The 13,064-nt window shown below is 68.6% G+C and carries 14 protein-coding genes; 10 read left to right on the plus strand and 4 right to left on the minus strand.

Annotated elements, in window-relative coordinates; translation table 11 throughout:
• Positions 1 to 76: 76 nt before the first annotated feature.
• A complete protein-coding gene (serS, locus tag NF4_RS02465) occupies positions 77 to 1,339 on the minus strand; it encodes a serine--tRNA ligase (protein ID WP_063125641.1) in 1,263 nt (420 codons plus the stop codon).
• Between the two features lie 147 nt (positions 1,340 to 1,486).
• Here serS and NF4_RS02470 point away from each other — a divergent pair, with 147 nt between their 5' ends.
• The 5 genes from NF4_RS02470 (at position 1,487) to NF4_RS02490 (ending at position 5,767) form a co-directional block, all read left to right on the plus strand.
• Positions 1,487 to 2,740: a septum formation family protein gene (locus tag NF4_RS02470; RefSeq protein ID WP_084532797.1), complete on the plus strand. Its 1,254-nt coding sequence runs from the start codon at positions 1,487 to 1,489 to the stop codon at positions 2,738 to 2,740.
• Positions 2,741 to 2,755: 15 nt separating this feature from the next.
• Entirely contained in the window at positions 2,756 to 3,106 is a 351-nt protein-coding gene (locus NF4_RS02475; RefSeq protein ID WP_063125643.1) for a metallopeptidase family protein, read from the plus strand.
• A gap of 172 nt (positions 3,107 to 3,278) precedes the next feature.
• A complete protein-coding gene (locus tag NF4_RS02480) occupies positions 3,279 to 3,611 on the plus strand; it encodes a PE family protein (RefSeq protein ID WP_030524372.1) in 333 nt (110 codons plus the stop codon).
• Positions 3,612 to 3,773: 162 nt separating this feature from the next.
• Complete coding sequence (locus NF4_RS02485; RefSeq protein WP_063125644.1) at positions 3,774 to 4,940, plus strand: PPE domain-containing protein; 1,167 nt, start codon at positions 3,774 to 3,776, stop codon at positions 4,938 to 4,940.
• A complete protein-coding gene (locus NF4_RS02490) occupies positions 4,937 to 5,767 on the plus strand; it encodes an ESX secretion-associated protein EspG (protein ID WP_063125645.1) in 831 nt (276 codons plus the stop codon). Before NF4_RS02485 ends, NF4_RS02490 begins: the two co-directional genes overlap by 4 nt.
• 7 nt (positions 5,768 to 5,774) lie before the next feature.
• On the opposite strand, the gene NF4_RS02495 is transcribed toward NF4_RS02490, so the two are convergent.
• From NF4_RS02495 to NF4_RS02505, 3 genes are all read right to left on the minus strand, one after another.
• Positions 5,775 to 6,437 carry a histidine phosphatase family protein gene (locus NF4_RS02495; RefSeq protein ID WP_063125646.1) on the minus strand — a complete coding sequence of 221 codons (663 nt, stop codon included), beginning with the start codon at positions 6,435 to 6,437 and terminating at the stop codon, positions 5,775 to 5,777.
• 142 nt (positions 6,438 to 6,579) lie between these two features.
• The gene (gene pheA / locus NF4_RS02500; RefSeq protein ID WP_063125647.1) at positions 6,580 to 7,497 is read right to left on the minus strand and encodes a prephenate dehydratase; all 918 of its coding nucleotides are present in this window, start codon (positions 7,495 to 7,497) and stop codon (positions 6,580 to 6,582) included.
• Positions 7,498 to 7,681: 184 nt separating this feature from the next.
• Positions 7,682 to 8,095 carry a hypothetical protein gene (locus NF4_RS02505; RefSeq protein ID WP_063125752.1) on the minus strand — a complete coding sequence of 138 codons (414 nt, stop codon included), beginning with the start codon at positions 8,093 to 8,095 and terminating at the stop codon, positions 7,682 to 7,684.
• A gap of 188 nt (positions 8,096 to 8,283) precedes the next feature.
• Between NF4_RS02505 and NF4_RS02510 the strand changes: the two genes are divergently transcribed.
• The 5 genes from NF4_RS02510 (at position 8,284) to NF4_RS02530 (ending at position 12,845) form a co-directional block, all read left to right on the plus strand.
• Positions 8,284 to 9,048 carry a DUF2470 domain-containing protein gene (locus NF4_RS02510; RefSeq protein ID WP_063125753.1) on the plus strand — a complete coding sequence of 255 codons (765 nt, stop codon included), beginning with the start codon at positions 8,284 to 8,286 and terminating at the stop codon, positions 9,046 to 9,048.
• 57 nt (positions 9,049 to 9,105) lie between these two features.
• Complete coding sequence (locus NF4_RS02515) at positions 9,106 to 9,882, plus strand: CPBP family intramembrane glutamic endopeptidase (RefSeq protein ID WP_063125648.1); 777 nt, start codon at positions 9,106 to 9,108, stop codon at positions 9,880 to 9,882.
• 105 nt (positions 9,883 to 9,987) lie between these two features.
• The gene (locus NF4_RS02520) at positions 9,988 to 11,355 is read left to right on the plus strand and encodes an LCP family protein (protein ID WP_157119908.1); all 1,368 of its coding nucleotides are present in this window, start codon (positions 9,988 to 9,990) and stop codon (positions 11,353 to 11,355) included.
• 291 nt (positions 11,356 to 11,646) lie between these two features.
• The gene (locus NF4_RS02525) at positions 11,647 to 12,201 is read left to right on the plus strand and encodes a ferritin (protein WP_063125649.1); all 555 of its coding nucleotides are present in this window, start codon (positions 11,647 to 11,649) and stop codon (positions 12,199 to 12,201) included.
• Between the two features lie 92 nt (positions 12,202 to 12,293).
• A complete protein-coding gene (locus NF4_RS02530; RefSeq protein WP_030524382.1) occupies positions 12,294 to 12,845 on the plus strand; it encodes a ferritin in 552 nt (183 codons plus the stop codon).
• Positions 12,846 to 13,064 lie beyond the last annotated feature (219 nt).

Consider the following 13,064-nt stretch of genomic DNA (forward strand, 5'->3'; position numbering starts at 1 on the left):
GCCTAAACAACTGATCAGCTCACCGGCGACCCAACCGGAGATATGAGGTACCCCGATTTATCGCCGTGCAACCACATCAGTTCGGCGGAGTGAGCAGGTCGGCTCCGACAAAAGGCACCAGAGCTGCGGGAACCCGCACCGAACCGTCGGCCTGCTGATGGTTCTCCAGCAGCGCGACCAGCCACCGGGTGGTGGCGAGCGTGCCGTTGAGCGTCGCGGCGGTCTGCGGCTTACCGTTCTCGTCGCGATAACGGACCGATAGCCGGCGCGCCTGGAAGGTCGTGCAGTTCGACGTCGAGGTCAGCTCGCGGTAGGTGCCCTGGCTGGGCACCCAGGCCTCGCAGTCGAACTTCCGCGCGGCCGAACTGCCCAGGTCACCGGCGGCGACATCGATGATCCGGTAGGGCACGTCGAGGGCCGCGAGCATATCCCGTTCCCAGGACAGCAACCGCCGGTGTTCGGCGTCGGCGTCCTCGGGACGGCAGTAGACGAACATCTCGACCTTGTCGAACTGGTGCACCCGGATGATGCCGCGGGTGTCCTTGCCGTAGCTACCGGCCTCCCGCCGGAAACACGACGACCAGCCCGCGTAGCGCTTCGGCCCGGCGGCGAGATCCAGGATCTCGTCGGCGTGATAGCCGGCCAGCGGCACCTCGGAGGTACCGACCAGGTACAGATCGTCTTCTTCCAGGTGGTACACCTCGGCCGAGTGCTGCCCCAGGAAACCGGTACCCGCCATGATCTCGGGCCGGACCAGTACCGGCGGGATCATCATGGTGAAACCGTTGGCCACCGCCCGCTGGGCCGCCAGTTGCAGCAGACCCAGTTGCAGGAGCGCACCGTAGCCGGTGAGGAAATAGAACCGCGACCCCGACACCTTCGCGCCGCGCTCCATATCCATCAGCCCCAGCGCCTCACCCAGGTCCAGGTGATCACGCGGTGTGAAATCGAATTCGGGTACTTCGCCGACCGTCTCGAGCAGGACGTAATCGTCCTCGCCGCCCGCGGGCGCCCCGTCCTGGACGACATTCGATATCGCCCGGTGCGCTTCCTGTAGTTCGGCCTCGGCGGTGTGCTGGGCGGTCTCGGCTTCCTTGACCCGCACCGACATCTCCTGGGCCTGTGCGAGCAACGCCGGGCGCTCCTCCTTGCTCGCCTTGCCGACCTGCTTGCCCATCGCCTTGTGCTCGGCACGCAATTTATCGGCGGTCGCGATCGCGGACCGGCGCGCCTGGTCGGCGGTGAGCAGCGCGTCGACGAGGGCCGGGTTCTCGCCCCGGGCTCGCTGCGAGGCGCGGACCAGCTCGGGATCATCGCGCAGGAGGCGGAGGTCGATCATGGCTGACCAGCGTAATGGTCGCGGAATTCTCGCCTCAACCGAGTATCGCCCCGGCCCGCCGCGGACCCGGCTCGGACAACACGCACGCGATCCCGATCGGCCGGGTTCGTGGCATGTTCGGGTGCGGCGCTGCCATGATGGACCGCGATGTCCTCCGAAACTGAGCCCACCAGCCGGCGCGGCCCTCGCGGCGCCCAATCGTTGCGCTCGCGTGCCGCCCGTCCGGGCCGCGGTCGCAGGACCGATGCCGCGCGTCCGCGGCCCGACGGACCGGCAGCGCCGGAGTCCCCGAGCCGGAGCGCGGCCGGGCAGCGCCGGAACCGGCCCCGCGCCGGTGCGCCGGGCAGTTCCCGCCGGACCGGCGGGAAACCGCGGCGGGTACCGGCGCCCAGGTTGCGCTGGGGCCTGCTCGCGGTCGCCGTGGGCGCGGTGGTCGCGGCCCTGGGCACCATGCTGATCAGTGGATTCGACAACGATTCCAATCTGCAGGCCCGCAGCCCGGGCGGCTCGGTGGCCAAGGCCGAGAAGGTGTTCGCCTCCGTCGGCACCGGCGACTGTCTCACCTGGACCAAACCCGACCACTCCGATCTGGTCGAACTCGATTGCGCCGACGACCATCTCTTCGAGGTCACCGACACCATCGACCTCGGCGTCTACCCGGGATCCGAATTCGGGCCCGAAGCGCCGTGGCCGGATTCCCTGCGCCTCACCGAACTCCGCGAGGAACACTGCGTGCCCGCCGCCCAGCGGTATCTGAACGGCCGGCTCGATCCGCGCGGCCGCTACGCCGTCGGGTTGATGTATCCGAGCAACGACGGCTGGATCAACTCCGGCGACCGTATCCTGCGCTGCGGGCTGCAGGTCCCGGGTCTCAGCGGCAATCCGATCGCCACCACGGGCCGGGTGTCCGACGGCGACCAGTCGAAGGTCTACGAACCCGGCGTCTGCCTGGGTATCAGCCAGAATCTCCCGACCGATCCGATCGACTGCAGTCAGGAACATGCGGTCGAGATCGCGGCCACCGTGGATCTGTCCCAGCGCTTCCCGGGCGGGCCACCGGCCAAGGAGGACCAGGATCGGTACCTGGAAGAGGAATGCGGCCGGCTCACCAACGACTATCTCGGCGGCCCCCATGTGCTGCGGGACAAGACGCTCACGGTGTTCTTCGACTTCATCGATGTGCGCAGCTGGCTGGCGGGTAGCCGTAAACTCGACTGCATGATCGGAAAGGGCGCCGACCAGGAGGGTTTCGCGCCGATCGTGGGTCCGGCACGGGGCCGGTTGCTCATCAACGGCCAGGAACCCGTGCCGCCACCCAACTCCGGACGTTCGACGCCCAAGCCGCTGCCCGGCGCCGCACCGCTGCCCCCGCAGCCGGAACCGCGTCCCGCGCCCCGGTAGCCGGAAGCACCGACGATGCCGGTCCGCATGTCCGAGGCACGATTCGAGGAACTGGTAGGCGATGCGCTGGACCAGATCCCGGCCGAGCTGACCCGCGCCATCGACAATGTGGTGATCCTGATCGAACCGCGCAATCCCGACGACCCGCATCTGCTGGGCCTCTACCACGGGATCGCACTCACCGAACGCGACAGCCACTACGGCGGCTCGCTGCCCGATACCGTCACCATCTACCGGGACGCCCTGCTGGACGTGTGCGCGGACGAGTCCGAGGTGATCGAGGAAGTACGGATCACCGTGATCCACGAAATCGCACACTATTTCGGGATTGACGAAGACCGTCTCCATCAGCTGGGATGGGGTTAAGCTCAGTCTGGTCCACGCAACAAGCCGGCAGGGGATGCACGGGCGGGGGCTGGACCGACGGAGAAAGTTTCGGAATCGATGGAACCGCCAGCGGGGGTATCGCGTCCGATCTACTCGTAGGGGGAATTCTCGTGGTTCCGCCCAAGAGCCGCCACCAGAAGGAGTCGAGGACATGATTGGCAACGTCGACGTCACACCGGAGCTCATCCTCGCCGCCGCGGTCGAGCTGGATCTGCTCGCCGACAGGCTGGCCGGGGTGGCCGCGGCCACCGTACCGGCCACCTATGTCGTGCCGTCCGGCGCGGACGAGGCCTCGATCCACGGTGCGATGCATATGAACAAGGCCGCCGCCACCCATCAGACCTCGCTCGCCCAGGCCGTCCTCGAACTGCACCATACGGCCGCGATCCTGCGCACCCAGCTGGCCCAGTACCTGGTCCAGGACGCGGCCTCGGCGGGTGTGCTGGCGCTGACCGGGGCGCCGTTCGGGTCGATCGCGGTCTAGTGGTGCTGCCGGGCGGAGCCCGTCCGCGGCCATCGGCGGAGCGGATGCGGCGGTACGGCCGGCCCACCCGAAGGCATGGATCGAGGAGCAGAGCACGGTGACCACGCATATGCGGCGAGACCGCCGATTCACCATCGATAGTTCACAAGGGGAGAAACAAGCATGACCGCAGGTATCACCGGGGTGTTCTGGCTGCCCAGACTCGCCGAGGGGAATTCGATCGCGCTGAACGCGGGCTCGCACGCCATTCCGATGAGCGCGGCCGCCGGAGCATGGGGTGGGCTCACCGGTGCGTGGGTCGATGCCACCGCCACCGTCGTCCGGGTCATGGCCGAGCTCGGCGTGGGTATGCAGAGCATCAACGGTATCGGTGCCCTGGCCCGGCTCGTCGGCTTCACCGGATGGGCCGAGCAGCAGGGCGCGATGGCGGCGACCCTCGGCACCAAGGCCGCCTCGCAGGCCACCGCCTACACCGTCGCCTCGATCGCCATGCCGAGCCTGCCCGAGATCGCCGCGGTCAATGCCGCTCGCGTAGCGGCACATTCCACCGGCGGCGTCCTGAACGGCACCTCCGAGGTGGCCGAGGCCGCCAAGGCCGCGCTGGATCTGCGGGCCGCGCTCACCATGGAGACCTACGAGGCGGCCATCACCGCCACCGTGCTCACCCCCGGTGAGTTCTTCAATCCGCCGCCGATCGCCAACGGCGCCGGTCAGGTCGATTCCTCCTCCGCCGAGGAGGCCATGAAGGAGGCCAACGGCGACCCGGTGAAGATGTTGGCCGCCGCCGGCAGCGCGCTGGCACAGAATCCCGGATTGGCCAGTGCGGCAACGCAGGCGGCGCATGTCGCCGGCTCGGTGGCGAGCACCGGTGCCACCACGGTCGGCAATCTGGGGGCCAACGCGCTCGTCGCGGCCACCACCTCCGCACCGGCTCCGGCTGCCGTGGCACCGCTGGCCCCCTCGATGGTCACCGGCGCCGTAGCGGCCACCGCCGCGGCGGCCACCCGGGCCGGCGGTATGCCCGGTGGTTCGGCACTCGGCCTGAACAACGGTGGCCTGAAGGTGCCCGAGGGGTGGGGCGCCCCGGCGGCGAATGCCACGGCCCCGGCCACGGAGACCGTCGCGGTCGCGCGCGGCGAGGCCGCACCGGTGCGCCCGGCCGGCACCGGCTCGTCCACCAGTCCGCTGCTGGGCAATTCGCGCGGCACGGCCGGCGAGGACGAGCAGGAACACGACGGCGCCGAATACCTGCGCGGTGATCACTTCACCGACGGTCGCTACATCGCGGACGGCGTGATCGGCGCCGAACCGCCACGAGCGGACAAGTGACAGTGCTCGGAGCAGGGCGCGGACCGTCGACACTGGCGGCGGTCACGCTGTCCCTCGACGAAATGCAGTACCTCCTGGAGGCACTGGAAATCGACGAGGTACCCGTCGTGCTCGACGCACGGGGTCGCTACGACAACCAGGTCGACCACGACGCCGCGATGGACGCCGCGGCCCGGTCGCTCACCGACCGGGACCTGTTGGACGGTGAACGAATTCATCCGGAACTCGCGGAACGCCTCCGCGGCCTGTACCGGCCGCACTGGGTGGTCGCGTTGCGCCTGATCGTCGCGGGGCAGGTGAGCCGGATGTGTCTGGCGAAGGGCGACGACCTGGTGGCTGTCGCCCTGCGCGGCCCGCAGACCTATGTGATCGACGAGGCGACCGAGGATCTGCCCGGCCCGCTCATCATGGCGCTCGGCCCGGCCGAGGCACTGGAACTCACCGGGATGAACGCCCCGACCGAACAACTCGTGCCCATCTTCGACGACGCGGGAGATCCGACGGCTACCGCGGCCCGGCTTTCGGAAGTCGGCAATCCCCCGCGGGACGCGCAGGTGATCGCCTCGGCGATGGCGCACTGCGACTCACACGCGGAGATCGTCGGTGTGGTGTACGGCGACGCGAGCCGCGATATCGCGGAAAACCATATCGCCGTGTTCAATACCCGGGCGGGCCGGTTCATCGCGACGGCCAGCCTGGCCGACGACGGCACCAAATGGACCTCGTTCAGCAGTGGCACCGATGCCCGGCTCCGGATCGCACTCCAGGATCTGATCAACTCGCTGCCCGAACGCGCCGAGTTCCCCCGGAGCCCGAAACTCGCCTGAGGCGGCCTCAGCCCATCGGGTCGTCGGCGCCGGCTTCCGCCTTCACCCCGAACGGCGGAGTGAAACGCCCCCAGCGGACGCATTCCCAGCCGCCGTCCGGGCGCGGGACGAGTTCGATCGTCTCGGTGTTGTCCAGGTGGTTGTTGGTGGTGAACGGTGGCGCCACCCCGGCGAGAAACCTGCCGACCAATCGCATGGCGGCGCCGTGGGTGACGACCAGAACGTCGCCGCTGTCGCTACCGTCGAGGAACTCGGTCCGCAGCTCGGTCACCGCCGGAACGAAGCGGTCCAGCACCTCCTGCGCGGTTTCGCCGCCGTCGATGCGCTCGTCCAGCCGGCCCTCGTGCCACAACCGGTACACAGCCTGGAACCGGTCGTGGGCCTCCTTGGTGTTCAGCCCGTCCAGCGCACCCAGCTGCACCTCGTGTACGCCGTCGCGCTCTGTCGCGGTCACGCCGGTAGCAGCCTCTATATAGCCGGCCGTCTGGCGGGCGCGCAGGGCCCGGGAGTGGAACAGCGCACGCGGCGGGACGGTCAGCGCCGAACCGAACGCCTTGGCCTGCGCCACGCCGCGTTCGGTCAGCGGGAGGCCGGGAAGTTTGGTGTCCAGGATCTTGGCGACATTGCCTTCGGTCTCCCCGTGTCGTACCAAGATCAGTTTCGCGCTCAGAATGCTTCCTCCTTCGAAGCTGTTACATGTGGTCCGCGGAGGCCGTAGCGAAGGCCGAGGTACCGCGTCACAGCGCCTCCTCGAAACCGCTGCATGCGGTCCGCGCAGGCCGTAGCGAAGGCGGAGGTATCGCAGTACCGCATCACAGGTCGGCCACCCCCTTGCGTAGCTGTGTCAACCAGATCGCGGCGTCCTCGTCCGACGGCGGCGGGGTGCCGGTCGCCGAGGTGGCCGGCCAGGATCCGAGGAACCGGATACGCGCGGTGCGGTGCAGCGCCTTGAGCGCCTCGGCCACCGCGGCGTCTTCGATATGGCCGACACAGTCCAGATAGAAGCGGTAGGTGCCCATACCGGTACGGGTGGGCCGGGATTCGATCCGGGTGAGGTCGACGCCGCGGGTCGCGAATTCGGCGAAAGCGCGCATCAGCGAGCCGGGCATATTCGGCAGTTCCTCGAGCACGATGGACGTCCGGTCGGCGCCGGTGGGGGCCGGCGCCACCCGCGGAGCGGTGACCAGGACGAACCGGGTGACCGCCTGCTCGTGGTCGGCGACGCCGGCTGCCAGCGCGATCAGTCCGAGCCGCTCCCCGGCGAGCATGGTGGAGACGCCGGCGTCGGCCAGCCCGGCCCGCACATCTTCGGCGGCGGCGGCATTCGAGCTCGAGGTGTGCAACGCCACCTCTCCCCAGGTGTGCTGGACCCACTGCCTGACCTGAGCGAGCGCGACCGGATACGCGGCCAGCGTACGCACCGCGCCGATCTCGGTACCCGGACGCGCGACGATGGTGAACGTCACCTCCAGTTCGACCTCGGCGATGATCTGCAGCCGGGGGCCGATCGCCAGCGAATCGAGGGTCGCCGAGATGGAGCCTTCGACCGAGCTCTCGATCGGCACCACCGCCGCGGTCACTTCGCCTGCCCGGACCAGGTCCAGGGCGGCGGACTGGCTGGGCGCGGCGATCCGCTCGACCGGCCCGTCGAAGGACCCCGAGCTCTCGAATTCGGCGAGGGCCATCTCGGTGAAAGTTCCGGACGGACCGAAATACGCGATACGCGGCACGTCTACGAGACTACTGGTGCGTGCGCCGGGCCCGCCGACCACGGGATCCGGACGATCGCGCGAGCACGAACGGGTCCGGGCCGTTGACGCGGGCACCGCCGGACCGGCTCACTACCGACGGCCCCTCGGAGCCGGGTTCGAGCGCGTGCCCGAGATAACCGGCCCTCGCCTCCGGGACGTCCGGTCAGCTCAGCGCGGCCCGCAGCGCCTGCTCCATTTCGGCGGGCTCATCGCTCTCGATCCCGAGCAGCACCTCGCGGACCGCGTCGACCGCGCCACCGGAGAGGCCGGACAGGAAGGCGGTATCCGGGCTGCGCAGGGCGGTGCGGATATCGTCGCCGCACAGCGCGGCGGCGGTGGCGGCGAGGATGGCGAGCGCGCGGGTGGCGGTATCGCCGCGCGCCGCGAAGCCGTCCGGGCTGTGCGCGACCTCGGCCAGCAGGTCGGCGACTCCTTCGTCGGAGAGGCTTGGCTCGACCATCCGCACCCCGGCGAACGTTCCGGTCGGGACCACCAGGCCGTCGACAAGTCCGCGTTCGGTCGTGCGCTTCGGGACGGTCAGTTCGACGAGTACCGGCTGCGATTCACCAGCTACCACACCGAGATCGTATGCCCGCGACGTCCGCGGCCGCGCCGCGCATACCCCCGAGCAGGGACGGCGGGTCGCCCACGCCGGTGCCGGCGCCGGCACCATCGATGCCCTTGCGCCACACCCGACTTTAACTTAGCTTAGGTTTACCTAAATCCGAGCTTGTGAAGTCGGGCACGCCCGCAATGGAGGTACCGATGGCGCCGACCGCCGCCGCACCCGCCCCGTCCACCGCCGAACGTGTCCGCAGCGCCTGCGTGCATGCCGAACAGGCAGTGCTCGCCCTCCCCGGCGCGGACCCGACCCCGGTATCGGTGCATTTCCTGCGCCAGTGCGGCGATGTGGTGATCGCGGTACCCAACGACAGCGCGGCCGTATACGCGGCGGGCACCGCCATCACCGGCGCACCCGCCGTCCTCGAACTCACCGATCACGCGCCACTCCCCCTGCGCGAACCGGTCCGGGCCCTGGTCTGGTTACGCGGCTGGATCCGCGGGGTACCGGCCCGCGCCCAGCGGACCCTGGTCAGCGCCGTCGCCGAGGAACACCCGCACCCCGGCCTGCTCGATATCGGCCACACCGCCACCCTGCTGCGCCTGGTACTGAGCTCGGCCGTGGTGGCGGACTCCTCCGGCGCCGAATCCGTCTGTGTGGACGAATTGCGGCTGGCCGCCCCCGACCCCTTCTGCGGAATGGAATCGGCCTGGCTCCAGCACCTCGACGCCGACCACGCCGACGTGGTCGCCCAGCTGGCCCGGCACCTACCGGCGAAACTCCGCCACGGCCGCATCCATCCCCTGGCCATCGACCGCTACGGCCTCACCCTGCGCATCGAAGGTATCGACGGCGACCACGATTTCCGCCTCCCCTTCGCGGCCCCGGCCGAAGACATCGAAGCCCTGGGGCGCGCCGTTCGCACCCTGGCCGGCTGCCCCTTCCTCAACGGCCTGCGCCGCGGCTGACCCGATCGGCGCCGCCTGCGGCGCGGTGACCGGGCCCTCGGGACGTAGATTTTGGGTATGCGTGAGAGCAGCCCGGTCGACGACCGGACCGGGGAGCAGCGGGGGATTCGGCTCGAGATCCTGGTCGTCCTCGGTGTGACCTTCGGGCTCAGCGGCATGAACGCGGCGCTGTCACTGCTGGAGAGCGCGCTCGCGCCGGGTGGGATCGGCGAGCAGACGGTCGCGCTGAACTCGTCGCGGGCCACCCGGTCCTTCATCGATCTGCTCTTCCAGCTGCTCGGGGTGCTGCGTTTGGCGGCGTGGGCGGGACTGGCGCTCTACCTGCTGTGGCGTAGCGGTATCGGTCCGCGGGCGATCGGGCTCGCGCGCGCCCGTTTCCGGCCGGACGGGCTGTACGGCCTGGCGCTCGCCGCCGTCATCGGGCTGCCGGGTCTGGGGTTGTACCTGATCGCGCAGACGCTCGGCGTGAATGTGACGATCGTGCCCGACGCGTTGAGCGACCACTGGTGGCGCATTCCCGCCCTCGTGTTCTCGGCCTGCGCGAATTCGGCGGCCGAGGAGATCGTGGTGGTGGCCTTTCTGCTGACCCGGCTGCGCGCACTGGGCTGGTCGGACAATTCGGCGCTGGCCGCGTCCGCGCTGCTGCGTGGGAGCTATCACCTGTACCAAGGGTTGGGCGGCGGGCTCGGCAATGTGGTGATGGGGGTCATCTTCGGCCGGTTCTGGCAGCGCACCGGCCGGTTGTGGCCGCTGATCATCGCGCACGCCGTGATCGACATCGTGGCCTATGTCGGATATGGGTTGCTGCACGGCCAGGTGTTCTGGCTGCCCTGACGGGGTAAGCCGCCTATACCGGCGCAGCGCGTTCACCTGCGGGTCGAACGGATGCCACCGGCGCTAACAGAACAGGCCCCGATCGATAAGTAGAGTTCGATGATGATGAACGGCGACGACCCACGTATGCGCCGGGTGCCGCCGCACAGCGGGGGACCCGGACGAACCGGCGCGCGCCGGCCCCCACCTCCGCAGGGTCGTCCCCCGGCCGAACCGCCGCAGGTCATGCGCCGTAATCCCGGCCCGGGACAGCCGGGCCGCCCCACCGAACGCTACGAACCGCCCCTGGCCTGGTCACAGACTCCGCAGGGTCGTAACGCTCCCCCCGCCCGGCCACCCGCGCCGGGCCGCGGCGGCAAACCGCACCCGCCCACCCACGCCCCGACGCAACGTCCGGTGCCGTACCGCGAAGGCGACCACGCCCCCACCCAGCGCCCGGCCCCGTACCGCGACGGCCGCCGGCGGCCCCCACCGACGGGGAATCCACCGGGCCGCCGCCCGGCGGCACCCCCGCCCCGGCGTCCGCGCCGTAAACGCCATATCGGCCGCTGGTTCCTGGCGATCCTGCTGGCTCTGCTGGCCCTGCTCGTCTACGCGGTCGTGAAGCTCGACGGTTCGCTCACCCGCATCGACGCGCTCACCGACTACGAGGACCGGGTCGGTAACACCGCCGGCACCAACTGGCTGCTGGTCGGCTCGGACAGCCGGGCCGGACTCTCCGAGGAGCAGACCAGCGGTCTGGCCACCGGCGGCGAAGTCGGCGATCCGCGCACCGACACGATCATCCTGGTCCACGTCCCCCCGTCGGGCCGCACCACGCTGGTGAGTCTTCCCCGCGACTCCTACGTCGATATTCCGGGCTACGGCCAGGACAAGTTGAACGCCTCGTTCGCCTTCGGCGGCGCACCGCTGCTGACCGAAACCGTGGAGATAGCGACCGGACTGCACATCGACCACTACGCGGAGATCGGTTTCGCCGGTTTCGCCGGCGTCGTGGACGCGCTGGGCGGTATCGACATCTGCGTGCCGCAGGCCATCAACGATCCCCTGGCCGGTATCGACCTCCCGGCCGGCTGTCAGGAACTGAACGGCCCGCAGGCCCTCGGTTTCGTCCGCAGCCGCGCCACCGCGCTGGCCGATATCGACCGGATGAACAACCAGCGCCTGTTCCTGTCGGCCCTGCTGGAGAAGGCGACCAGCACGGCCACCCTGGCCAACCCCTTCGCCCTGTGGCCCATGCTCAGTAATGCCACCGGTTCGCTGACCGTGGACAAAGGCGACCATATCTGGGATCTGGCCCGCCTCGCCTGGGCGCTGCGCGGCGACACCCTGGCCACCACGGTCCCGGTCGGCGGCTTCACCGACACCGACAGCGGAAACGTACTCCTCTGGGCCGACCCCGACGCCAGCCGCTTCTTCGAAGCCCTGGCCGACGGCGACCCGATCCCCGCAGACCTCGCAGGTGGCCAGTAGGAGCCCTGTATCCGGGAATCCCTCCGCTCCGGCCAGGGCGGACCGCTCCGGCCAGGGGGGACGGGCCTCGACCTTTGTGGGCCTCATAGAACTCGGCGCCGAGGATGTGTCGTTCGTGCAGATGTGAGGTTCGAGTCTTACGAGACACCTCAAAGGGTTGAGGCCCGTCTCGCCGTTTCGGCCTCGAAAGCGCAGGAGCCGAAGGCTCGATTCTCGAGGCCGAAACGGCGAGACCCAGGGGCCTCAACCCCGCGCGCGCCAGCGCGCCGAAAACACAGTAACGTCGATCACATGCACGACAGCGATCTGGCTCAGCCGTTCATCGCCCAGTTGCGCGCGCAGGTTCGGCACGGACTCACCGCTTCCCAGCAGTATCTGGCGGCCGCCGTGTACTTCGATATCCAACGGTTACCACAATTGGCCGGTCATTGTTATGTGCGTTCCGAGCAGCATCGCGGACATGCGCTGCGAATTGTGCAGTATCTGATAGACCGGGATCTGGAAATCACCATCGGGGGTTTGGCCGAAGTGCGGCAGACTTTCGAATCGCCGCGCGCGGCAATAGCTTTCCTGCTGGCCAGGGAGGAGACGACGACCGATCAGGTGACCGAGTTGGCGCATTTGGCCCGGGAATGGTCGGACTATCTGGGGGAGCAATTCATAGGTTGGTTGCTCGAATGCCAACAACAGGACGTGGCCGGTATGTCTACACTGTTGGCTGTGACGGATCGTGCAGCCGGAAACCTTCTCGATGTGGAGGAGTTCGTGGCCCGGGAGCTGCGTTCGACAGTTCCCCTGGCGAATCCGTCCGTGCCGAAAATTGCTGGAGCGGGCCGTAATCGATAAGGCAACACTATCCTCAATTCCATAAGGCAACACTATCCTCAATAAGGCTGCGCTTGGATGACAGCCTTACTTTTCGGCGTTAATGTCAAGGCATGTCCAATCATCCGGAGAGTCCCCGCAGCAAATTCCATGGCCTCCTGCACGATCAAATTCGGCACGAGTTCAATGCCGAGCACCAGTACATCGCCATCGCGGTGTGGTACGACAATGCCGACCTTCCGCAGCTCGCCAAGCGTTTCTACGCCCAGGCCGTGGAGGAACGCAATCACGCGATGATGATCGTCCAGTACTTCTTGGATCGGGACATCAGTGTCGACCTCACGGGCATCGATGCGGCGAAGTCGCATTTCGAGAACGCCCGGGAGCCGATCGCCATGGCGCTCGATCAGGAGAAGACCGTCACGGATCAGATCGTCCAGCTGGCCAGTACGGCCCGCGAGGAGGGCGACTATCTGGGCGAGCAGTTCATGCAGTGGTTCCTCAAGGAGCAGGTGGAAGAAGTGGCGAAGATGACCACCCTGCTCACCGTCGCCGACCGGGCGGGTTCGAACCTGTTCGATCTCGAGGAGTTCATCGCGCGTGAGATGAGCGATGACCCGTCGAAGGTTTCGGGTGCGCCGTCGGCCGCCGGAGGCCATGTCTGATCGGTAACGGTCCGCGTCCACCCGTCGATGAGTTTCCGTGAGTACGGAACCGCGACGGGCCGATGTCGGCCCCGGGTGATGATTGGAGCATCGGCCGTCCCGGCCCACTGCGCCGAGGTCGGGCGGCCGATGCTCCGTTACGTCAGCCGGCGCCGGGTCGTTGTGTCGGCTGACGTTGCGTCGCCGGGGGGTTCCAGAAACGGCGACCTCTGAAACCTA

The organism is Nocardia fusca NBRC 14340 (assembly GCF_001618425.1).
Taxonomy (GTDB): domain Bacteria; phylum Actinomycetota; class Actinomycetes; order Mycobacteriales; family Mycobacteriaceae; genus Nocardia; species Nocardia fusca.

Excerpts from the sequence above, each read along its gene's own strand:
- NF4_RS02480 (WP_030524372.1), top strand. The coding sequence starts at position 3,279 with ATGATTGGCAACGTCGACGTCACACCGGAGCTCATCCTCGCCGCCGCG.
- NF4_RS02470 (WP_084532797.1), top strand. The coding sequence starts at position 1,487 with ATGTCCTCCGAAACTGAGCCCACCAGCCGGCGCGGCCCTCGCGGCGCC.
- NF4_RS02530 (WP_030524382.1), top strand. The coding sequence starts at position 12,294 with ATGTCCAATCATCCGGAGAGTCCCCGCAGCAAATTCCATGGCCTCCTG.
- NF4_RS02475 (WP_063125643.1), top strand. The coding sequence starts at position 2,756 with ATGCCGGTCCGCATGTCCGAGGCACGATTCGAGGAACTGGTAGGCGAT.
- NF4_RS02485 (WP_063125644.1), top strand. The coding sequence starts at position 3,774 with ATGACCGCAGGTATCACCGGGGTGTTCTGGCTGCCCAGACTCGCCGAG.
- NF4_RS02525 (WP_063125649.1), top strand. The coding sequence starts at position 11,647 with ATGCACGACAGCGATCTGGCTCAGCCGTTCATCGCCCAGTTGCGCGCG.
- NF4_RS02510 (WP_063125753.1), top strand. The coding sequence starts at position 8,284 with ATGGCGCCGACCGCCGCCGCACCCGCCCCGTCCACCGCCGAACGTGTC.
- NF4_RS02515 (WP_063125648.1), top strand. The coding sequence starts at position 9,106 with ATGCGTGAGAGCAGCCCGGTCGACGACCGGACCGGGGAGCAGCGGGGG.
- NF4_RS02520 (WP_157119908.1), top strand. The coding sequence starts at position 9,988 with ATGAACGGCGACGACCCACGTATGCGCCGGGTGCCGCCGCACAGCGGG.
- serS (WP_063125641.1), bottom strand. The coding sequence starts at position 1,339 with ATGATCGACCTCCGCCTCCTGCGCGATGATCCCGAGCTGGTCCGCGCC.